Consider the following 21,162-nt stretch of genomic DNA (forward strand, 5'->3'; position numbering starts at 1 on the left):
CGGCATTGTGGCAGGCAGTGGCGACGGCCCGGGCATCGTCGGTGTCAACTTCAGGTTGACTGGCTTTGGCGTCAAGACTATGTTGACATCATGACGACACCACAGGACCGTATGCGCACCTTCCGGATGACCTCGGGGGTGGCGGTGATCCTCGCGGGCTTCGTGAGCTACTACGTCTCCCGGCAGATCGACGGCGGCTTCTGGCACGGCTTCTTCCAGGGCGCGACGCTGGCGCTCATGATCCTCGGCGCCTTCCTCGTCGGGAGCGGGCGGTGGCCGGGGCGCCGTCGTGACGGCGGCGAGGAGCAGCACTGGCTGCCGAGCCGGGACGGGCGATGACTGGTCCGGCGCAGGGCGCGCCGCGGGAGGAGGACGAGGACCTCGTCGTCGCCCTGGGGAGGGTGATCGTCGGCGACGGGGGAGAGGTGTCGGTGGCCGGTGGCACGCTGGAGACGGAGGAGCACCTCCGGCTGGTGCGGCGGTGCGCCGAGGCCCACGAGGGCACGGCGGCGTTGCTGCGGCAGGCGGTCGGCTCGGCCCGCGGTGCGGGCGTGAGCTGGGCGCGGCTCGGGGCGGAGCTGGGTCTGTCCCGGCAGGGTGCGCTGCAGCGGTTCGGCGAGTCCGCCGGGCCGGGGGAGGAGGACGACGATGGAGCGGACCAGCGGTGGTTGGGCCCGGTCACCGCCGTAGACGAGATGGGCGAGCTGGAGCTCGCGGGCGAGCTGGGGTGGCACACCGTCGAGGCCGGGATGTTCCGGCACCGGATGGTGCGGACCGGCACGCGGTGGGAGCACCGACGGGTGATCTGGACCCGGCCCGTCCGGCACTACCTCACCGAGGGGTGGCAGGTGGGGGCGCGGGCCTTCCCGTGGCTCTACCTGGTGCGGGACACCGGGCTCCCGGTGGGCGACGCGTCCTGAGCTGCCGGCGCCGCGGTCAGCGCTTCTTGGCGTCCGGGTCGATCTCGTCGGCGCTCACGTAGTCGCCGGTGACGCGGTCGCGGTGCTCGCGAGCGATGCGGGTGGCCTCCTCGGCCTGCTGGTGCAGCTTGTCGGCGTGCTGCTGGGCCTCGCGCGCCTTGGCCTGCAGCTCGCGCGCCCGCTCCTCGGCGCTCTGGGCGTACGACTCGCCCGACTGCGCCTTCTCGCGCAGCCCGGCCGCCTCCTCGCGCGAGGCCGCCAGCCGCTTGTTGCGCGCGACGACCGCCCAGGCGGCCAGCGCCGCCACCACGACGACGGCGATGACGACGATCCACACGATGGTCGAGGTGTCCATGACCGGCAACCTAGCCGATGTGCTGCGGGACCGCTCGGCCGTCCGCTGCGTCCGCGGCACTCCGGCCGACCCGGTGCTCGGTCCAGCGTCCGGTCACCGGCGCGGTGTGGCTGACGAGCACGACCGCCCGGCCACCGCCCACCCTGTCCAACAGGCCGCCCAGGGCCCGCTGCGCCGTCGCGTCGTCGAGGTGGGCCGTCGGCTCGTCGAGCAGCACGACCGGCCGCTCCGAGAGCAGCGCCCGGGCCAGCGCGAGCCGGCTCCGCTCGCCGCCGGACAGCCCTGTGAGCGGGGTGTCGAGACCGTGCGGCAGTGTGCCGAACCAGCCACCCAGGTCGACCGCCACGACCGCGTCCAGCAGCTGCTCGTCGGTGGCGCCCGGCGCCGCCAGAACGAGGTTGGCGCGCACCGACCCGGCGAAGGCGTGCGGCTCGTCGTCGACGACGGCCAGCAGCGCTCGGGTCTGCTCCAGGTCCAGGGCACGCACGTCCGAACCGCACCGGCACCCTTGGCCCGTGTCCGCGTCCGCGCCGGCCAGCAGGTAGTCCCCGCCGCTCGGGTCGAGGTGGCGCGCCAGCACGGCGAGGGCGGTCGACTTGCCGGCACCGTTGGGTCCGCTGAGGCGGATGCGGTCGCCCGGCTCCACGACGAGGTCCAGCAGGTGCAGGTCGGGGAGCGTGGACCCGGCGGGGGGCCTGGCACCGGTCGCCCCGTCCACGGCCGCGCCGGCCGCACCGCCCGCCCGGGGCGCCCACCGGGCCGAGGCCCCGCGCAGCTCCAGCACGGGCGGTGCGGGTGGCACCGGGGTGGTGCCCCGGCCGGCGACGGCCGGCTCCTGACCGACGAGCGCCTCCAGGCGTGCCCCCGCCGACCGCGCGCGGGCCCGGGCGCCCGCCACCTCGGGCAGGCCGGCCCAGGCGTCGGCCAGCGCGAGCGGCACCAGCGCGACGAGCGCGGCGTAGGGCCCGCTCAGCGTCCCTTCCGCCCGCGCCCCCCAGGCGAGCAGCCCCACGAGCGTCGCGGTGACGGCCACGATGAGCCACGTGACGGCGAGCCCGGCCGCCCGGGCCCGGGTGAGCCGGGCCTCGCTGCGCCGCTGCGCCGCCTCCGCCCGCAGCACCGGGGCGACCAGCCCCCGGTGCCCGCCCACGGTCCCGGCGACGGCCTGCACCGCGAGCAGGTTCGCGACCAGGGCGGTGACCCGGTCCCGGACCTCGCCGCGCTGCGCCACGGCGGCGTCCTGCGCGGGGCGCTCCACGGCATACCCGAGGACGGTGAGGAGGGCGACGAGGAGACCACCGGCGGCCACGACGAGACCCGCGACCGGCAGGTGCCAGCCCGCGATGGCCGCCCCGACGAGGGTGGCGAGGAGGGTGGACCAGGCGGGCACGCTCACCCGCACGTGCTCGTCGACGACGTCCTCGAGGTCGCGGGCGGCGGCGGTGAGCACCTGCCCGCGGCTGCGCCGCCCCAGCCGGGCGGGGGTGAGCGGGATGAGCGCGGCGTAGAGGTCGGCCCGGCGCGGGACAGGTCGTCGAGGGCCACGTCGTGGCTGACCACGCGCTCGGCGTAGCGGAACACCGGCCGGAAGATGCCGAACGCCCGCACCCCGACGATCGCCACGAGCAGGGTCAGCACCACGGGCATGGTCGAGGCCTGCACGATGAGCCACCCCGAGGTCGCGGTCAGCGCCACCCCGCAGCCGACCGACGCACCGCCCAGGAGGCAGGCCAGCGCGAGCCCACGCGCGCCGCGCGGGGTGCGCAGGGGCGCGACCTCACCGGGTCGTCGACCGTCGGCCGGCTCCTGGTCAGCCCCGGTCGGGTGGGGTGCCGCGACCGGGTCGGTCGGACGGCCGGCCTGCGGAGCGGGGGTCGCAGCGGTCGTCCCACCCCGACGGCCGGCCTGCGGAGCCGGGTCCGCAGCGGCCGGCTCACCCCGATGGCCGTCCAGCGGAGCCGACGCCGCGGCGGCGTCGAGGCGCCACCGGTCGTCCGCGAGCGCGGCCAGGTAGCAGTCGTGGGTCACGACGACGAGCCGACGCGTGTGGGCGAGCCCGGTGATGACCTGATGCAGGACGGGTATGCCGTCCACCGCCACGTTGGCCGTCGGCTCGTCCAGCAGGAGCAGCGGCACCGGGGAGAGGGTGGCGCGGGCGAGGGCGAGCCGGGCCCGCTGACCGGCCGACAGGCCGAACCCGTCGTCCCCGAGCCGGGTGTCCAGCCCGTGCCGGTCAGCCAGCTGCGCCCACAGCCCGACCTCGGTCAGCGCCGCGGTCATCGCGGCGTCGGTCGCGTCCGGGGCGGCGGTCGCGAGGTTGTCGCGCACGGTGCCCGGCAGCAGCAGCGGCCGCTGCGTCGCCAGGTGCGCCGCGGGGGCGCTGACCGTCCCGGACGCGGGGGTGCGCAGCCCCGCGAGCAGCTCCAGCACCGTCGTCTTGCCGGCCCCGCTGGGCCCGGTCAGCACGGTCAGGCCGGGCCCGGACGACGTCGTGAGGGTCAGCCCCTCCAGGGTGCGGACCCGGCCGGGGTGGGCGTAGGAAACCTCGGTGAGCCCGATGGGCCGCCCGGCCGGTGTCGCCGGACGGGCATCACGGGCACGACGGGCCTCCCCCAGCACCCCGTCGTCGGCCAGCTCCTGCAGCACCTGCGCCCCGTCGGCGGCGTTGTGGAACTCGGCGCCGACCCGGCGGACCGGCCAGTACGCCTCGGGCGCCAGCAGGATCGCGGTGAGCCCGACGACGAGGTCCATCCCGCCGTGCGCCAGCCGCAGCCCGACCGCCACCGCCACCATCGCCACCGAGATCGTCGCCAGCAGCTCCAGCGCGGCCGTCGACAGGAAGGCCGTCCGCAGCGTGGCGACGCTCGCCCGCCGGTGCCGCTCCCCGACCTCGCGCACCACGTCCACCTGCGCTCGCGCCCGCCCGTAGGCCACCAGCGTCGGCAGGCCCCGCATCACGTCGAGGAAGTGCCCGGCCAGCAGCTCCATCGCGCCCCACCGCCGCTGCGTCTCATCGCGCGTGTGCATGCCGATGAGCGCCGCGAAGACCGGCAGCAGCGGCAGCGTCAGCACGACGATGAGCGCGCTCCACGGGTCCACCACCACGAGGGCGACCAGCGCCAGCGCCGGCACCACGGCCGCGGTGACGAGCGCGGGGAGGTAGCGGGCGACATACGGCTCGAGGGCGGAGACCCCGTCGGTGGCGCGGGTGAGCGCGACCTCGGTGCCCGGCCGCCCCTCCACCGGCCGCGCCAGCCAGTGCCGCAGCAGCGCCTCCCGCACGATCCCGACCACGCGCAGCCCGGCGCGCCGGGCGACCAGCTCGCCCGCGCCGGCGAGCAGCCCGCGCGTCACCAGCAGCGCGACCAGCCAGCCGAGGTATGCCGTGAGTTCCTCGCGCTCGCCCCGCACCACCGCGCCGACGACGAGGGCGAGGGTCACCGCCTGCGCGATCGCGACGACCCCCGAGAGGACGCCGACGACGGACAGCGAGGCCACCGGGCCGCGGGTCGCCGGGAGGGCCCGCAGCAGGTCGGGGTCGAAGGGTCGCACCGGCTCAGTGTCGCTGGTCGTGCGGGCGCGCAGGCACGGGGCTCCACGCCCGCCGTCGCTGCCTCACGTCAGCGGCCCGCCCCGACCTGGTCGCCCTCCACGACGGCGGCGTGGTGCACCTGCGTCGGGATGTGGTGCCCCGAGACCCGCTTGCGGAAGGTCCAGTAGCTCCAGGAGGTGTAGATCAGCATGATGGGGGTGAAGACCAGCGCGACGACGGTCATGATGCCCAGCGTCTTCTGGCTCGAGCTGGCGTTCTGTGTGGTCAGCGACCACGCCGGGTCCAGGCTGGAGGGCATCACGTCGGGGAAGAGCGCCAGGAAGAGCGAGGCGGTGGCCAGCCCGATCGCGGCGAAGGTGCCGGTGAAGGCCCATCCCTCCCGACCGCGCCCGGCCATCAGCAGGCCCCCGACGAGGCTGGCCGCGGCGATGCCGGTGACCGCCCATGACAGACCCGATCCGCTGCGTGCCTGCAGGATCGCGAGCCAGGCCACGGCTAGCACCGCGGCGACCAGACCGAGCCGGATTGCCAGGGCGCGGGCGTCGTGGCGCAGCTGCCCGTCGGTCTTGAGCGCGACGAAGAGTGCGCCGTGGGTGAGGAAGAGGGTGAGCGTGGTGAGCCCGCCGAGCAGCGCGACCGGTCCGAGGAGGTTCCAGAAGCCGCCGACATACTCCATGTCCGCGTCGATCGGCACGCCACTGACGATGTTGGTGAAGGCGACACCCCACAGCAGCGCGGGGACGAAGGACCCCACGACGACCATCGTGTCCATCCGCGCGCGCCATGCGGCCGAGTCGACCTTGCCGCGGTACTCCAGCCCGATGCCGCGCAGGATGAGGCCCACGAGGATGAGCAGCAGCGGGAGGTAGAACCCGGAGAAGAGGGTGGCGTACCAGTGGGGGAAGGCGGCGAAGATCGCGCCGCCGGCCGTCAGCAGCCACACCTCGTTGCCGTCCCAGAAGGGGCCGATCGCCGAGAGCATCTGCCGCTTGCGCGTCTCGCCGGTATGCGCGGTCGCACCGTCGGCGGACGCCACGTCGGCCCCGGGCTCGTCGCGGCCGAGGACGGGCAGCAGCATGCCGACGCCGTAGTCGAAGCCCTCGAGGCAGAAGTAGCCGATCCACAGGACGGCGATGAGGATGAACCAGATCGTGCTGAGCTCCATGATGTTCGTCCTGACTCAGTAGGTGAAGACGTAGGCGTCGTCGTCGTCGCGGGTGCGGGGGTCGTAGGACGCGTCCTCGGGGACCTGCTCGGCGTCCGCCCTGCCGTAGCGCAGGGTGAGCCCGACCTCGACCACGGCCAGCGCGCCGTAGAGCAACGTGAAGACGATCATCGACGTGAGGACCTCGCCCGCGCTGACACCGGGCGAGACGCCGGTCTGGGTGGTCATCAGCCCCATGACGAGCCACGGCTGGCGCCCCATCTCGGTGAAGATCCACCCGAAGGAGTTGGCCAGCAGCGGCAGGAAGAGGACGGCGACACCGGCATACCCCCAGACCCGGTGGCTCATCCGCGGCTCGTCGGTGTCGCTGCCCTTGCCGCGCAGCACCCACAGGACGGCGGCGGCGATGGCCATCGCGGCGAAGCCCAGGCCCATCATCAGCCGGAAGGTCCAGTAGGTGACCGGGATCACCGGGCGGTAGTCCTCGGCTGCGGTGAGCTCGGACCCGGCATAGGTCAGCTCGTAGCGCTCCTGGATGTGGTCGATGCCCTCGACCCCGCCGTCGAAGGCGCCGGTGGCGAGGTAGGAGAGCAGCTTGGGCACGGTGAGCGCCCAGACCTCCTCGCCGCCGTCCAGGGTGCCCACGGTGATGATCGAGAAGGGGGCGCCCTCGCCCTCGGGGACGTCCTCGTAGAGCGCCTCGGCGGCCGCCATCTTCATCGGCTGCACCTCGGTCATCACCTTCCCCTGCAGGTCACCGGTGCCGATGACGCCGATCGAGGCGACGAGCACGGTGATCGCGCCGAGCTTGGCGCCCTTGCGGTACATCGGCTTGTCGGCCGCCGGCGTCGCCGCCCGCCACAGGTGCCAGAGGGCGAAGGCCAGCACGAAGCCGCCGCCGGTCATGTAGGCGGCGGTGATGACGTGCGGGAAGGTGACGAGCTGGACCGGGTTGGTCAGGACGGCGAGGAAGTCGGTGAGCTCGGCTCGCCCGGTCTGCGGGTTGAGCTCGTAGCCGACCGGGTTCTGCATGAAGGAGTTGGCGGCGAGGATGAAGTAGGCCGACAGCACGGTGCCGATGTGCACCAGCCAGATGCACGCGGCGTGGAGCTTCTCCGGGATCCGTCCCCAGCCGAAGATCCACAGACCCAGGAAGGTGGACTCCAGGAAGAAGGCGAGCAGGGCCTCGATCGCGAGCGGCGCACCGAAGATGTCGCCGACGAAGCGGGAGTAGTCCGACCAGTTCATCCCGAACTGGAACTCCTGCACGATACCGGTGACCAGCCCGAGCGCGAAGTTGATGGTGAAGAGCTTGCCGAAGAACTTCGTCAGCCGCAGCCACTGCGGGTTGCGGGTGCGCATCCACTGCGTCTGCATGATGGCCACGAGCAGGGACAGCCCGATCGTGATCGGCACGAAGAAGTAGTGGTAGACGGTCGTGATGCCGAACTGCCAGCGGGCGAGATCGAGTGCTTCCACGGGAGCCTCTGGGGGTGGGAGGGAGAACTACGTGACGTCGTACAGCATACGGTGCGTCGCCCCGGTCGACCTCCCTGGGGTCGGCTCAGCTGAACGTGAGAAACCCCACGACGGCGGCGGGCAGCGCCAGCGTCACCAGCGCCAGGAGGGTAACGGCGACGCGGGTGTGCCAGGGCGCCGGCGGGTGCGCCAGCAGACGAACCCGAGCGGTCACCTCGGGCGTGCCGGTCGCGGCCATGGCGACCAGCGCGCGGGCGAGGTCGGTCGGGCCGGTGCGCTGCTCGGCGATCCGGTCCGCCAGAGCCTCCGCCAGCAGATGCACCTCGGCCAGGGCAGCGGGCACCCGGAGCGGCTCGGGCACCGCCTCGTGCAGCACGGTGAACAGCTCCAGCAGCAGGTCGTGGCGTGCGTCGAGGTGCCCCTGCTCGTGCGCCAGGACGGCGCGCAGCTCGGCTGCCCCGAGCCGATCGAGGGCGGCGCTGGTGAGGACGATGCGGTCGCCGCGGCCCGGGAGGCAGTAGGCGCTGGGGTTGCCCTGGGCGAGGACGGTGACGTCGGGTCGGGTGATGCCGGAGGCGGCGCGGGCCGGGTCGCCCGCGAGGTGCTCTCCGACGAGGTCCACCAGCTCGCGGTGCTGGGCACGGCGGCGCCGCAGGTCGGTGCCGACCCGGTGTCCCGAGAGGAGCAACCGGACGAGCATGACGCCGGAGAGCGACAGGGCGAGGCCGAGGAGCAGCGGCTGGGACAGGCCGGTGGTGAGGACCGCGACCGGGGCGGCGAGCAGGGCGCACAGCACCCCGGCCAGGCTCACCGACTGCCACAGCAGCAGGGCAGGTCCCGGCATGGAGCGCAGGGCGGTCCATGCGGGCAGCACCCGCGGGGCGAGCAGGACGAGCGCGAGCGCCGCGAGGACGACCGACGCGGTGAGCAGCGGGCCGGTCACGGCGGGGTGCGGTCAGGCGCGGCGGCGCTCGACCTCGGCCAGGGCGGCGCGCAGGTCGTCGAGCTCGCCCGGGCTGGCGTCGTCGAGGAAGTGCAGCATCGCCGCGGTGCGGTCGGCCTGCACCGTGTCCAGGGCCGAGCGCAGCGCGGTCGCCGCCAGCTCCTCCCGGCTGGCTGCGGCGGAGTAGCGCCAGGCCCGCCCGTCCCGGGTGCGGTCGGCCACGCCCTTCTTGGCCAGTCGGTCCAGCACCGTCATGTCGGTGGTGTAGGCCAGCTCCTTGTCGTGCTCGCGCCGCGCCAGGTGGTCGATGACATCCCGGACGGACAGGTCCGGACCCTCCGACCAGAGGATCTCCATGACCACCCGCTCGAGGTCACCGAGGGAGGCGCTGCGAAGGGGCATGTCCTCGAGGATACGCCCCGAACCCGGACGCCACCCCTCGTTCCTGCACCGGACGCGTGCTCAGGCTGCACCGGACGCGTGCTCGGGTCGCACCGGTATGCCGTCAGTCCGGGTAGCCCTGCGGGTTCGCCTGCTGCCACCGCCACGTGTCGGCGCACATGTCCTCCACCGACCGGGTCGCCCGCCAGCCGAGCTCGGACTCCGCGAGCGAGGGGTCGGCATACGAGCTGGCGATGTCACCCGGCCGGCGCGCGACGACGTCGTACGGGATCTCCCGCCCGTTGGCACGCTCGAACGCCGACACGAGCTCGAGCACGGAGGTGCCGCGTCCGGTGCCGAGGTTCCACACCGACAGCGGTCGGTCGTGCGTGCTGATCCACTCGAGCGCCGCGACGTGGCCCTCGGCGAGGTCCTCGACGTGGATGTAGTCGCGCACGCCGGTCCCGTCGACGGTGTCGTAGTCGTCGCCGAAGACCGAGAGCCGCTCCCGCCGCCCGACGGCGACCTGGGCGATGAAGGGCATGAGGTTGTTGGGGATGTCGCTCGGGTCCTCGCCGATCCGCCCCGAGGGGTGTGCACCGACCGGGTTGAAGTAGCGCAGCAGCGCGACCTTGAGCTGCGGGTAGGCGTGGGTCACGTCGCGCAGGATCTGCTCGTTCATGACCTTGGTCCAGCCGTAGGGGTTGGTCGCCGACGTCGGCAGCCCCTCGGTCATCGGCACCGGCGCGTCCTCGCCGTAGACCGTGGCGCTGGAGGAGAAGACGAGGTAGGGCACGTCCCGGGTGACCATCGCCTCCACGAGCCGCAGCGTCGCGCCGATGTTGTTGCGGTAGTAGTCGATCGGCTTCTCCACCGACTCGCCGACCGCCTTGAACGCCGCGAAGTGGATCACTGCGTCGAAGGACTCCTGCCCGAGCAGCGAGTCGAGCTTGTCGCCGTCGGCGAGGTCGAAGGCGTGCACCGGGACGGGTATGCCCGCCAGCTCCTCCAGGCGCGGGGTCACCGAGGGCTTGCTGTTGGAGAAGTCGTCGACGACGACGACCTCGTGCCCGGCCCGGGCCAGAGCGATGACGGTGTGGGACCCGATGTATCCGGCACCGCCGGTGACGAGGACGCGCATACCGCTCATGCTGTCAGATCCCGGGCGCGCGACCGCCCGGACGCCGGGGTCAGGGCTTGAGCAGGCGCGGACTGACCGGGGCCTTCGGGTAGCCGGAGACCACCACGGCGCTCACGGCGATGTCGTGCACCGCGCGCTGCTTCGGGTCGCGGAACGGCCACAGCACGCTGATGAGGAAGAAGATGCCGACGGTGAAGAGGCTGAGCAGGCCCAGGAGCCCGCCGCGCACGAGGCCCACGAACCCGCCCAGCGGCGACCCGTCGGCCTCGCGGACGACCTTGAGCCCGAGCAGGGCCTTGCCGGGCGACTGACCCTTCGAGCCGTTGAGCCAGGCGAGGTAGCCGAGCGAGGCGAGCCAGGCGAACCCGGCGAGGTCCTCGAGCGGCTCGACGATGCCGCCGACCACACCCAGGACGACGAGGACCCCGAAGAGGAGGCACCAGTCGAGCAGCGTCGCGGCGACCCGCTCACCCCAGTCGGCGTAGCGCAGCTGCGGCGGCGGTGCCGGCCGGGTGGGCGGCGTGTCCTCGGGCTGGCCGTAGGCCGACGTCGGCGACCAGGCCGGGATCGGGGGAACGTCCCACGGCGCGGCGTCGGTGGGGCCGGTGAGGTGGTCGCGCTCGCGGTCCGGTGGCGGCGGTGCCCAGCTCATGGTGTCTCCTCTGCCCTGCGCCGGTCGGTCGCCGGGAGCACGGGCCCGGCGGTTCCAGGGTATGACGCCGCGCCGCCGCTGTCGGCTCCGACAACCTGCCCTACGGCGCGAGCAAGGGAGCCCTCGACCGCCACGTCGCACGGGCGGCGAACTACGGTGGGCGGGTGGGCATCGACGACACGGACAGGATCCATCTCACCCGGGCGGTGGAGCTCGCGCAGGCCGCCCTCGAGGCGGGTGACGACCCCTTCGGCTCGGTCCTCGTCTCGCCGCAGGGCGAGGTGCTGCTCGAGGACCACAACCACGTCGGTGGGGGTGACCACACGCAGCACCCCGAGCTCGCGATCGCCCGCTGGGCCGCGCAGCACCTCTCGCCGCCGGACCGGGCGGAGAGCACCGTCTACACCTCCGGTGAGCACTGCCCGATGTGCGCCGCCGCCCACGGCTGGGTCGGGCTGGGGCGCATCGTGTATGCCTCCTCCACGGCCCAGCTCACCGCGTGGTCGGCGGAGCTGGGCCGGGAGCCCGGCCCGGTCGCGCCCTTGCCGATCCAGGAACTCGTGCCCGGTGCGGTGGTGGACGGCCCCGACCCGGAGCTGGCCGAGCAGGTGCGCGCGCTGCACGCGCGCAGCGCCGGGGGTGGGCCGCGATGAGCCGCGGCACCGTGCTCCTCACCGGGGTCGGACGCCGCCGGGGCATCGCCGCGGGGATCGCCCTCGCCCTGGCCGAGGACGACTGGGACCTGACGCTGTGCCACTGGCCGGGGTACGACGACCGCGTGGGTCTCGACCACGGCCCGGACGACGCCGAGGCCGTGGCCACCCGCTGCCGTGAGCTCGGCGCCCAGGTCGAGGTCATCGCGGCTGACCTCGCCGACCCCGAGGTGCCGGAGCGGCTGGTGCGCGAGGCGAATCGGCGCGGCGACCTCACCGCCCTGGTGCTCTCGCACGCGGAGAGCGTGGACAGTGCCATCCGCACCACCACGGTCGAGTCGTGGGACCGGCACTTCGCGGTCAACGCTCGGGCGTCGTGGCTGCTCATCAAGGCTCTCGCCGAGCAGCTCTCCCCGCCGGTCGTCGAGCGCGGAGCCGCCCGCGTGGTGGCGCTGACCAGCGACCACACGGCATACAACCTCCCCTACGGCGCGAGCAAGGGAGCCCTCGACCGCCTGGTCGTCGCGGCCGCGCACGAGCTGGCCGACCTCGGGGTGCGGGCCAACGTCGTCAACCCGGGGCCGATCGACACCGGCTGGATGACCGAGGAGATCCGCGAGGCGGGGATCGCGCAGACACCGCTGGGTCGGCTCGGCACGCCGCAGGACACCGCCGACCTCGTCCGCTTCCTGTTCTCCGAGCAGGGCGGCTGGATCACCGGCCAGCTGCTCCACAGCAACGGCGGCTTCCGCACGGCCGACTGAGCGAGTCTCGCCACTCATACACAGAAGCTGTTCCTGTGCGCGGAGGCATCACCGCAGAGGAACGACTTCTGCGTAGGAGTGTGGCCGGTTGCTCAGACCCGCCGGCCGTCGTGCCGCGCCGGGTCCTGACCGGTATGCCGTGGCGGATGCCCTCCGTCAGCCGGCCGCAGCCTTCACCACCGGTTGCGCTGCGTCTTGTTCTTCTCCCGCGTCTCGAGCCGGGTGGGCGGTGGGCGCCGCATCAAGACCGCGACGAGCACCAGCCCGACCGACGCGCCCACGGCCAGACCGATGGCCGAGAGTGACCAGTCGGTGAGGAACCCGACCAGCAGGCCCACGACCACCAGGGCGGCGACGCCCACGAGGAGGATCCGCGAGGAAGACGTGCGGCCGGTCGACCCGCCCAGCGGTCGCCCGAGAAGACCCTCGCCCTGCGGCTGGTCCAACGGGTGCTCCTGTCCCTGCACGATCACTCCTCGCCCCGGCTCCTGCATCGCCTGTGGCCACGACCGTAGTTCGGGTCCGGGGCGCCGTCGACCGCAGGAACGGAGGCAGGCTGACCGGGAACGTGCCGCCCCGGCGACGATTCGCCGGTCAGGCGCGGGTGGCTCCGCGTTGCTGACCGTGGACGTGCCGCCCCGGCGACGACTGGCCGGTCGACCGGCGGTCGGCTCAGACCCGCCGCCCGTCGTGCAGCTCGACCACCTGGTCGGCCCGGCCCATGAGGCTCGGGTCGTGGGTGGAGACCACCGAGGCGATGTGCCGCTCGTGGGTGAGCCGGACGAGCAGGTCCATGATCATCGCGCCGGTCTCGGAGTCCAGCTGCCCGGTCGGCTCGTCGGCGATGAGGATGTCGGGGTCGCTGACCAGCGCGCGGGCGATCCCGACCCGCTGCTGCTGCCCGCCGGAGAGCTCGTAGGGCCGCTGCCTGCTGTGCCGCGCCAGCCCGACGAGCTCCAGCGCCTCCTCGACGCGCCGCGTGCGCTCGCCGACCGGGGTCCGCTGCAGCCGCAGCGGGACCTCGACGTTCTCCGCGGCCGACAGCACCGGCACCAGGCCGAAGCTCTGGAAGACGTAGCCGATCCGCTCGCGCCGCACCGCCAGCACGTCCTTCTCCGGCAGCTCGGAGAGCACCCGCCCGTCGTCGAGCATCACCTCGCCCTCGGTGGGGCGGTCCAGGCCCCCGAGCAGGTTGAGCAGCGTCGTCTTGCCCGAGCCCGACGGTCCGCGGACCACGGTCAGCTGCCCCGCGGGCACCTCGAGGTCGACCCCGGCGAGCGCATGGACCTGCGTCGCTCCGGTGCCGAAGGTGCGGTGCAGGTCGCGGCCACTGAGCACGACCGCTGCGGCGCTCCCGCCCACCTGCTCCTGGTATGCCGTCCGCTCGCTCATCACCGTTCCTCCCCGTCATCGTCTCGCACCGCGTCCGGCTCCGGCACGGACGGAAGGGATGCCCGGTCGGGTTCGCGCTCGGACGGAAGGGGTGTCCGGTCGGATCCGGGTCGGGGCTCGCCGGCCGCGTGCTCCTCGTCGTCCGGCCAAACCTGCACATGGCTGGGCTCGGCCTCGAGCCGCACCCGGTCGCGCAGCCCCAGCTCCTCGACGTGCGCCCGCGGGAGCTGGATGCGCCCGGCCCGGTCGATGACGGTGTACTCCTTGGCCACCTGCCGCTGCTCGCCCGACTCGTCGGTCACGACATACCGCAGCACCTCGGTCGAGGTTCGGCCGTCGCGGATGGCGACCGTGCGTCGCACGTGGTCGGACACCGTCGGGTCGTGCGTCACGACGAGCACCGTCGTGCCGAGCTCGCCGGCCGAGGCGCGCATCGCCTCGAGCACCTGGGCCGAGGCGGCGTCGTCGAGCTCACCGGTCGGCTCGTCCGCCAGGAGCACGGCGGGGGAGTTGGCCAGCGCGGTCGCGATGGCGACGCGCTGCTGCTGCCCGCCGGACAGCTCGGCCGGGCGACGGGCGGCGCAGTCGCCGACCCCGAGGAGGCCGAGCAGCTCCTCGACCCGCTGCCCGCGCTCCTTCCTGCCCGAGATCACCATGGGCAGCGCGACGTTCTCCGCCGCGGTGAGGAAGGGCAGGAGGTTGCGCGACGTCTGCTGCCAGACGAAGCCGACGGTATGCCGCTGGTAGTCCACCCGCTGCGCACGGTTCATCGACAGCAGGTCGACCCCCGCGACCCGCGCCCGGCCGCCGGTGGGCCGGTCGAGGCCGGACAGGATGCCGAGCAGGGTGGACTTCCCGGAGCCGCTGGCGCCGACGAGCGCGACCACATCGCCGGGGTCGACGACGAGGTTGAGCCCCTGCAGCGCCTGAACCTCGACGCCCTCGGTGGAGTAGATGCGCACCAGGTCCTCGCACCAGATGTCGGGTCCCACGGGGGGCTCCGCCCCCCGTGCACCCTCCGCCGGGGCTCCGCCCCGGACCCCGTCCCCACGGGTCGGGTCGGTGGGCGGACCGGAGGTCTCTCCCGTCGGGTCGGTGGGCGGGCCGGAGGTGTGTCCGGTCGGGTCGGCCGGCGGACGGGAGTCCTGTCCGGTCCGAGCTGTCGTGTCGTGCGGGTTCATCGGTCCTCCCCGACGCGCAACGCTTGCGCGAGGTTGGTGCGCCCGGCAATCCAGGCGCTGACGGTGACGGCGATCAGGACAGTGAGGACCACCGCGCCGAGCACGGCGCCCAGCAGCGGCAGGTCCAGGACGAGGGCCGGCTGGGCGGACCCGCCGGTGAGCCCGGTGAGGTCGAGCCCCCGGAGCAGCACCCAGGGCACCCCCAGCCCGAGGAGCGTCCCGACGAGCAGCGACGTGACGAGCAGCGGGGCCAGCTCCCAGGCGGTCAGCGCCCGGGTCTGCCGGGTCCCGAGGCCGAGGGTCCGCAGCGTCGCGAGCAGCGCGGTGCGCGCCGTCGACCCCATGAGCTGCACCACGACCACGGCGAGCACGGTGAGCAGCCCCGAGACGACGGTGGCACCGACGAAGAGCTGCCGCAGACCGGTCGTCACCGGCGCCTCCTCGAAGGCTTCGAGCCGGGTGGTGACCGTCGTGACCACGCCGCCGGTGCCGACGAGGTCGGTCACCGCATCGGCGACCTCCGTGGGCGAGGCGTCGTCCGAGACCGCGACGAGGGTGCTCCTGACGTCCGGCATGCTGCCGCCGGCCTCCTCCCAGCGCTCGCCGTCGACCAGGACGCCCGAACCGGTGACGAGGACCCCGGGCACCTGGTCGCGGTGCCCCACGACCTCGGCGTCCCCCAGCTGCGACACCTGCACGTCGGTCGCGCCCTCGGGTACCATGTCGTCCGCCCCGAGCAGCGTGACGACAGCGGGTATGCCCTCGTCTCGCCAGAAGTCCGGAGGCAGACCGGGCACAGGGGCGGAGCGGGCATACACCTCCTCGACCTCGGGCTCGGCGACCCAGACCCGGATCGCCTCCCGCTCGCCGTCGACCACCAGGTCGCGGGTCGCCCCGGTGTCGCCGATGCCACCGACGGCGGCGACACCCTCGATCTGCTGGATCTCCGCGCGCAGCTCTTCGCTGAGCAGCGGACCGTTGAGGCGCACCGCGGCGCCGTTCGCCTCCCAGGCCGCGACCTCGGCGCCGCGGGTGACGGTCGAGAGCAGCACAGCGCTGACCAGCGCGATCGCCGTGCCCAGCACGACGGCGAGCGCGGGCACGAGGCCGCCCGCCGGGTCGCGCAGCGCCCGCGAGGCCCCGAGGAACGGGGTGAGCGCCGGGCGTCGGCGCAGCGAGGCGGCGAGCGCGCGCAGCGGGAGGGGGTAGAGGCGCAGCGTGAGGACGCAGGCCGCCAGGGCGATCAGCACCGGGGTGCCCGCGGCGAGGAGGTCGATGCCGGTCGCGGCCGCGTCGTCGCCGCGGGCACCCCGGTCCAGCAGCCGCCAGGTGGCCACCCCGGCCAGCGCCACGACGGCGAGCTCGACCACCCAGCGCCACCGGTTGGCGCTGCGGGGGGACAGGTCGCTGCGACGCTGCTGCAGCGACGCGTCGTCCACGGAGGCCGCCAGCGCGACCGGCGGCACCAGCGCCACGGCGGCCGTGACGACCCACTGCCACCACGGGGTCGGGCCGGGCACCAGGACCGAGGCGACCAGGTGGCCGAGCGCCGCGGCCGGCACGCCGAGCAGCAGCCCTTCGCCCGCGATGACCCGTCGCAGCTGGGCGGGCGAGGCGCCCCGCGCCAGCGTCATCGCCAGGGCCTGCCGCCGCCGGTGCACGACCAGTCGCGCCCCCAGCGCCGCCACCGCCAGCGCCACCCCCAGCGGGCCTGCCGCCACGACGGCCAGCAGCGAGGCGGTCGCGCGCTGCTGGCTGACGATGCGGCCCAGGGCCTCGGTGAGGTCGGTGGTGAACAGCGGCACCTGCGCGGCCTGGGTGTCGAGCATCTGGTCCGCGGTCGCCACGACGTGCTGCTCGGCGAGGAAGCCGTTGACCTGGGCCTGCAGGGTCTCGACCTGCCCGGTGCTGCCGGTGATCGCCTCGGGCAGGACGGGGAACCACATCCGCATCCGGGTCGAGGCGGGTGAGCCGATGCTGCCGCGGTTGTCCGGCGCGAGGAAGGCCGTGGCGTAGGCGCTCTCGCCGCGGTTGGGGTCGTAGAGCGTGCCCATGGTGGCGCCGTTGTCGACGTGCTGCCAGCGCGGGTCGTCGGGGTTCGTCGGGGTGTAGGTGCCGGCCACGACCAAACCCTGCACCTCCTCGCCCACCTCGAGCAGGAGTTCGTCCGCGGCGTCGTCGAGCAGCAGCACGGGCACCGGCTCCGGGTCGTCCGGCTCTTCCGCCGGTGCCCCCTCCTGCTCGGTCTGCGGCCCGGGTATGCCGAGGTCGGGGGTGTCGACGACCAGCTCGGGCCAGTCTCCGTTCACGAGCTCGACGTGCTCGGTCAGGTCGGGGTCGACGGCCAGGCTGAGGCTGGCGGCGTAGTAACCCGACTCGACGGGCGGGGCATACCCCACGTCCTCGGTGAGCCGGACGAGGAACTGCGCCGGGCCGAGCGTGCTGCGCAGCGGCTCGGGCTGCCCGGCGCGGATCCGCTCGGCCCCCTCGACCAGCGGTGCCCAGCCGTCGGCGGCGGGGTCGCCGGTCAGGTCCTCGGTCGAGCCGAGGACGACCGTGCGCTGCCAGTCGCCCCGCAGGTCACGCTGCGCCGCCGACAACCCGCCGATCTCCTGCACCAACTGCCGCGACTGGATGTCGACCAGCCCCCGCGGCACCGCGGTCAGCAGCAGCCCGACAGTCCCGACGAGCAGCGCGAGCCCGAGCGAGACCCACGGGTCCGCAGCGAACTGGCGTCGCGCCAGCCCGACGGCGCCGGTGCGGCGAGGTATGCCGTGGCGCGGCCTCACCGGATCTCCTCCCGGTAGGTGCGGTCCAGCGCCTGGGCACGGACCCGGGAGCCGAGCAGCAGCGCCAGCAGGCCGGACCCGACCGCGGCGACGCCGAGCACCGCCGCCCACGGCGCCGCCTCCAGCCGCAGCGCGGCCGGAAGCCGCAGCCGCCCGGGCTGGGTGGTCGAGGAGGCGAGCTCGGGGACGACGGCCTGGCCCACGAGCCAGCCGGCGAGCAGGCCGACGGCGATCGCCGCCGCGACCACCCCGACCAGCTCCATCGCCCGCGAGCGCGACTGCGCGGCGGGCGGCATACCAAGGGCGCGCAGCACCGCGACCTCGGCGCGGCGCGACGAGAGCAGGGTCGCCCCCACCGCCGCGATCCCGGTGAGCGCGAGGAGCACGGCCCCGGCGGAGGCGACCCAGAAGACCAGGCGTGCCGCGATCGTGGCGTCGGTGACGGACACGGTCCCCGGCCCGGTCACCGCGCGCAGGTCGTCGCGGGCGGTGAGGGAGTCCACCGCCTCCTGCGTGCCGGCGGCGGGCGTGGCCCAGACCTGGGTCGGCCAGGTGAGGCTGCGGCGCTGTTCGGCGAGGACGAGCGAGGCGACCCGGGAGTCGGCGAGGGCGGCGGTCTCGCCCTGCTGGCCGGGCAGGGCGGTGACGACCGCTGCGACCCGGGCGGGCACGGTCGTCCCGACCAGGCTGAGCGTCATCGGGTCGCCGGCGGCCAGGTCGGCTGCGGCCGCTGCCTGCCGGGTGAGGGCGACCGGGACCGTCGCCGAGGCGGACGTGTCGTCCTCGGTCCCGGACCCCGGGGGTGCACCGGGCGGTGATCCCGTGAGGTCCAGCGGTGCGGCGCCGGGCGCGACGACCAGCTCGGTGCCGCCGATCCGGGTGTCCGGCACCTCCAGGTGCCAGGGAGAGATCGACGTGTCGAGCCAGGTGGGGACGAACGGTTCGTTGCTGTCGGTGCGGGTCTGCACGAAGGGGCCCTCGTCGCCCACGTAGCCCTCCTCCACCTGGACCGTGGTCTCGAAGGTGGCCTCCTCGACGTCCGCCGCCTCCGCGACCAGCGGCGCCGCCTGCTCGGCGGTGAGGGCGTCGGTGCTGGCCCACCCACCGGTGTCCTCGAGCAGGTCGACGTCCCCGGTGCGCATCGACAGGTCGAGGTCGAGGGTGGTGGAGCTGATGCTGTAGAGGAAGTCGAGGGGCACCTCCGGCGGCAGGGTGTCGGGGAGTTCCACGGTCACGGCGCGCAGCCGGTGCTGGCGACCCTCGGGGAGGGCGAGGCCCAGGCTCGTGGCGGTGCTCGTGGGCTCGGCGGCGAAGTCGCCGAGGGTGGCGGGGTCGTAGGAGAGCCTCGGCCCGGCCAGCTCGATCGTCCCCGCGGTGACGGTGCTGGTCAGCCCGGTCCGGACGTCCTCGACGAGCACGGTGAGGACGATCTCGAGAGGTGCCGAGGCGGAGGCGACCTCGCTGTCCAGCCGCTCGACGATCAGCTCCTCGGAGGCACCGGTCGGTGGCTGCTCGCCCTCCGGTGCCGGCTCGTCCTCCGGCGACTCCGCCGCGACCTCCGCGAGCTCGTCGGCGATCTCCCGCTCGGTCTCGGCGATCCCGTCGAGCCGGGCCAGCTCCCAGCGGTCCACGCCCCGCTCGGCCTGCACGTCGATCGTCACCTCGGTCGCCCCGTCGGGCACGGTGATCGCCTGCTGAGTCGGCGCGTCACCGTCGGCGTCGAGCACCGCGTCCAGGCCGGTGGGCACCAGCCCGCCGGGTATGCCCTGGGGCATGTTCGCGACGTCCGCCAGCCCGCCGTCGGCACCGGTCTGGGCCAGCGTGAGCGGCACCGGGACGTCGCCCACCCGGGCGTCCGGCTCGGACCACACGAGCGCGGCCGCACCGATCTCCGGCAGCTCGGCGAGGTCCGGGGGCGGGGCCGGCACGACGCCCGGCTCCACGGTGGCGGGCGGGCGCACAAGGTCGGCCCGCAGCGGCGCGCCCTCGCCGACGGCCGCCAGGTCGTCGCGCAGCTGCGCGCTGGTGCCGGAGTAGAGCGCCGCCAGGGTCGTGGAGCCCACGGCGAGGACCGTGAGGACGACCGGGACGGCATACACCTGGAGCCGCCTGCTGACCTGCGCTGACGAGAGGTGCGCGGCGGTGGTGCGCGTCCGCCGGGTGAGCAGCTCGACCGCGCGGCTGAGCGGTCCCAGGAGGGCCACCGCGACGACGGCGGCAGCGGCGAGCAGCAGCGCCGGTGCGGCTCCCGCGACGAGATCGGTGCCGAGCTCCCCGTCCGGGCCGCGGGTGAGTGGTGACCCGGCCCGCCGCAGCTGCCACCAGCTCAGTCCGGCGGCGCCGAGCACGAGGACCAGCGTCGCGAGGGCGGTCGCAGCGCGGGCCCGCCCGGACCGGTCGGCGACCACCTGGCCGCCGGCGAGGCGCCGGGCCTGCAGCCAGGCGATCGCCGTCAGGGCGAGCGCCACGCCGAGCAGGGTGAGCGCCCCGGCCAGCACGACGCGGGTGGTCGCTCCCTCGCTGCCGGGGACGAGGAGCAGGACGAGCCGGGCGAGCAGGGTGCCGGCCACCGCACCGAGCACGGTCACCGCCAGCGACTCGGCCAGGGTGCTGAGCAGCAGCTGGCCGCGGGTCGCACCCCGCGCGACGAGCAGCTGGGCCTGCGGCTCCCGGGTCGTCGCGAGCAGCCGGGCGAGCTGCACCACGGCCAGGCCGGTGACGAGGACGAGGACCGACAGCGGGACGACGCCGAGGGCGCGGGCGGTGGCGAGGTTGGTCGCGGCCTGCCCGGCGGTGGGGGCGAGGTCGCCCTCGACCTGGACGCCGCGCACCGTCAGCCCCTCGACCTCGCGCAGCTCGGCCCGGAGCGTCTCCGCCCCGGTGGCGAGGACCCGCAGGTCGTCGGGGGTGACCGCGTCCGCGTCGGGTTGGACCGGCCAGCGGACGAAGGGCGCGCCGACCTGCCGCGCGAGCTCCTCGTCGACCACCACCGGCCCGAGGGTCGACTCCTCGTCCGCGACGCCGGTGCGGACCAGCTCGTCGCTGAACCAGAAGGCGTCCTGGGCGTCCACCGGCTGCCAGGTCGCGGTGATCTCGACCGCCCGGTCGGCCACGACGAGGACGTCACCGACCTCGAGGCCCCAGGCCTGGGCAGCGCCGACGTGCAGGGCACCGGCAGCCGGGGTGTCGGGGGTCTCGTCCCCGGCGCCGTCAGCGGGCCAGGTGCCGTCGACGACCGTCACGAGGTCGGTCGGCGCGTCGCCCGGCGCGAGCTCCGGACCACCGGTCACCACGAGCTCGCCCTCGAGCGAGGAGCCGTCGTGCTGCGTGGGGCGGGGCTCGCTCACCACGAGCCGGCCGATGCTCACCGGTGCAGGGGCGAAGGCGTCGGCGATCGTCGACCGCGCGAGTTCGTCCTGCCTCTGGGGGTCCTCGGCGAGCCGGGTCTGGACCTGGACGCCGGTCTCGGTGGGCTCCCCCTGGGTGAGTGCGGCGCGGGCTGCCGTGCTCGCGGCGGCCGCGGAGTAGCCGACCGTCCCCGCGATGATCGCCGTCGTCACGACGACCAGCGCGAGCAGCGTGAGGAGCAGCCCGGACGACGCCCGGGCCCGCGCCGTCGCGAAGCTCGCCCACCTCATAGTCCTGGACCCTAGGCGCAGGCCCTGACGGTGCCCATGCCTTCCCTGGCGTCAGTCCCCGGATCGTGGCCCATTCGTGACCGGCCACGCGCTGTGCATCGACCAGCAGCGCGCTGTGCATACACCGAACGCAGACTCTGCGAGGACCGGCCGCGC

General features: G+C 74.4%; 18 protein-coding genes. 4 read left to right on the plus strand and 14 right to left on the minus strand.

What is annotated here, in order from left to right:
* Positions 1-90 precede the first annotated feature (90 nt).
* Positions 91-339: a hypothetical protein gene (locus tag FU792_RS01025; protein WP_149814468.1), complete on the plus strand. Its 249-nt coding sequence runs from the start codon at positions 91-93 to the stop codon at positions 337-339.
* A complete protein-coding gene (locus FU792_RS01030; RefSeq protein ID WP_238706020.1) occupies positions 336-920 on the plus strand; it encodes a hypothetical protein in 585 nt (194 codons plus the stop codon). Before FU792_RS01025 ends, FU792_RS01030 begins: the two co-directional genes overlap by 4 nt.
* A gap of 16 nt (positions 921-936) precedes the next feature.
* Here the strand turns inward: FU792_RS01030 and FU792_RS01035 are convergent, their stop codons facing one another.
* The 9 genes from FU792_RS01035 to FU792_RS01075 all read right to left on the minus strand — a co-directional run bounded on the left by FU792_RS01035 (position 937) and on the right by FU792_RS01075 (position 10,589).
* Positions 937-1,275: a hypothetical protein gene (locus FU792_RS01035; protein ID WP_022923269.1), complete on the minus strand. Its 339-nt coding sequence runs from the start codon at positions 1,273-1,275 to the stop codon at positions 937-939.
* 10 nt (positions 1,276-1,285) lie between these two features.
* Positions 1,286-2,725 carry an amino acid ABC transporter ATP-binding/permease protein gene (locus tag FU792_RS01040; RefSeq protein WP_161600173.1) on the minus strand — a complete coding sequence of 480 codons (1,440 nt, stop codon included), beginning with the start codon at positions 2,723-2,725 and terminating at the stop codon, positions 1,286-1,288.
* Positions 2,668-4,827 carry a thiol reductant ABC exporter subunit CydD gene (cydD, locus tag FU792_RS01045; protein WP_275100732.1) on the minus strand — a complete coding sequence of 720 codons (2,160 nt, stop codon included), beginning with the start codon at positions 4,825-4,827 and terminating at the stop codon, positions 2,668-2,670. The genes FU792_RS01040 and cydD overlap by 58 nt, the downstream gene beginning before the upstream one ends.
* A gap of 68 nt (positions 4,828-4,895) precedes the next feature.
* On the minus strand, positions 4,896-5,993 hold the full coding sequence (gene cydB, locus FU792_RS01050) for a cytochrome d ubiquinol oxidase subunit II (protein ID WP_022923267.1): 1,098 nt from the start codon (positions 5,991-5,993) through the stop codon (positions 4,896-4,898).
* A gap of 15 nt (positions 5,994-6,008) precedes the next feature.
* Positions 6,009-7,472, minus strand: coding sequence for a cytochrome ubiquinol oxidase subunit I (locus FU792_RS01055; RefSeq protein ID WP_149814470.1), 1,464 nt, complete (start codon positions 7,470-7,472; stop codon positions 6,009-6,011).
* A gap of 85 nt (positions 7,473-7,557) precedes the next feature.
* Entirely contained in the window at positions 7,558-8,415 is an 858-nt protein-coding gene (locus tag FU792_RS01060) for a M56 family metallopeptidase (RefSeq protein WP_022923265.1), read from the minus strand.
* A gap of 12 nt (positions 8,416-8,427) precedes the next feature.
* Positions 8,428-8,817 carry a BlaI/MecI/CopY family transcriptional regulator gene (locus FU792_RS01065; RefSeq protein WP_149814471.1) on the minus strand — a complete coding sequence of 130 codons (390 nt, stop codon included), beginning with the start codon at positions 8,815-8,817 and terminating at the stop codon, positions 8,428-8,430.
* Positions 8,818-8,920: 103 nt separating this feature from the next.
* Positions 8,921-9,937, minus strand: a complete 1,017-nt coding sequence (galE, locus tag FU792_RS01070; protein ID WP_022923263.1) for a UDP-glucose 4-epimerase GalE — start codon at positions 9,935-9,937, stop codon at positions 8,921-8,923.
* 49 nt (positions 9,938-9,986) lie between these two features.
* Positions 9,987-10,589, minus strand: a complete 603-nt coding sequence (locus FU792_RS01075; protein ID WP_022923262.1) for an RDD family protein — start codon at positions 10,587-10,589, stop codon at positions 9,987-9,989.
* Positions 10,590-10,753: 164 nt separating this feature from the next.
* On the opposite strand from FU792_RS01075, the gene FU792_RS01080 reads away from it, so the two are divergent.
* Positions 10,754-11,242 carry a nucleoside deaminase gene (locus FU792_RS01080; RefSeq protein WP_022923261.1) on the plus strand — a complete coding sequence of 163 codons (489 nt, stop codon included), beginning with the start codon at positions 10,754-10,756 and terminating at the stop codon, positions 11,240-11,242.
* The gene (locus FU792_RS01085; RefSeq protein WP_022923260.1) at positions 11,239-12,006 is read left to right on the plus strand and encodes an SDR family oxidoreductase; all 768 of its coding nucleotides are present in this window, start codon (positions 11,239-11,241) and stop codon (positions 12,004-12,006) included. The genes FU792_RS01080 and FU792_RS01085 overlap by 4 nt, the downstream gene beginning before the upstream one ends.
* Positions 12,007-12,179: 173 nt before the next feature.
* Here the strand turns inward: FU792_RS01085 and FU792_RS01090 are convergent, their stop codons facing one another.
* The 5 genes from FU792_RS01090 to FU792_RS01110 all read right to left on the minus strand — a co-directional run bounded on the left by FU792_RS01090 (position 12,180) and on the right by FU792_RS01110 (position 21,006).
* On the minus strand, positions 12,180-12,473 hold the full coding sequence (locus FU792_RS01090) for a hypothetical protein (RefSeq protein WP_149814472.1): 294 nt from the start codon (positions 12,471-12,473) through the stop codon (positions 12,180-12,182).
* A 205-nt stretch (positions 12,474-12,678) separates the two neighbouring features.
* Positions 12,679-13,398, minus strand: coding sequence for an ABC transporter ATP-binding protein (locus FU792_RS01095; protein ID WP_022923258.1), 720 nt, complete (start codon positions 13,396-13,398; stop codon positions 12,679-12,681).
* Positions 13,398-14,390, minus strand: a complete 993-nt coding sequence (locus tag FU792_RS01100) for an ABC transporter ATP-binding protein (RefSeq protein ID WP_052327710.1) — start codon at positions 14,388-14,390, stop codon at positions 13,398-13,400. Before FU792_RS01100 ends, FU792_RS01095 begins: the two co-directional genes overlap by 1 nt.
* A 185-nt stretch (positions 14,391-14,575) precedes the next feature.
* The gene (locus tag FU792_RS01105) at positions 14,576-17,368 is read right to left on the minus strand and encodes an FtsX-like permease family protein (protein WP_022923256.1); all 2,793 of its coding nucleotides are present in this window, start codon (positions 17,366-17,368) and stop codon (positions 14,576-14,578) included.
* Positions 17,365-21,006, minus strand: a complete 3,642-nt coding sequence (locus tag FU792_RS01110; protein WP_022923255.1) for an FtsX-like permease family protein — start codon at positions 21,004-21,006, stop codon at positions 17,365-17,367. The genes FU792_RS01105 and FU792_RS01110 overlap by 4 nt, the downstream gene beginning before the upstream one ends.
* Positions 21,007-21,162 lie beyond the last annotated feature (156 nt).

The organism is Serinicoccus marinus DSM 15273, from assembly GCF_008386315.1.
GTDB lineage: Bacteria > Actinomycetota > Actinomycetes > Actinomycetales > Dermatophilaceae > Ornithinicoccus > Ornithinicoccus marinus.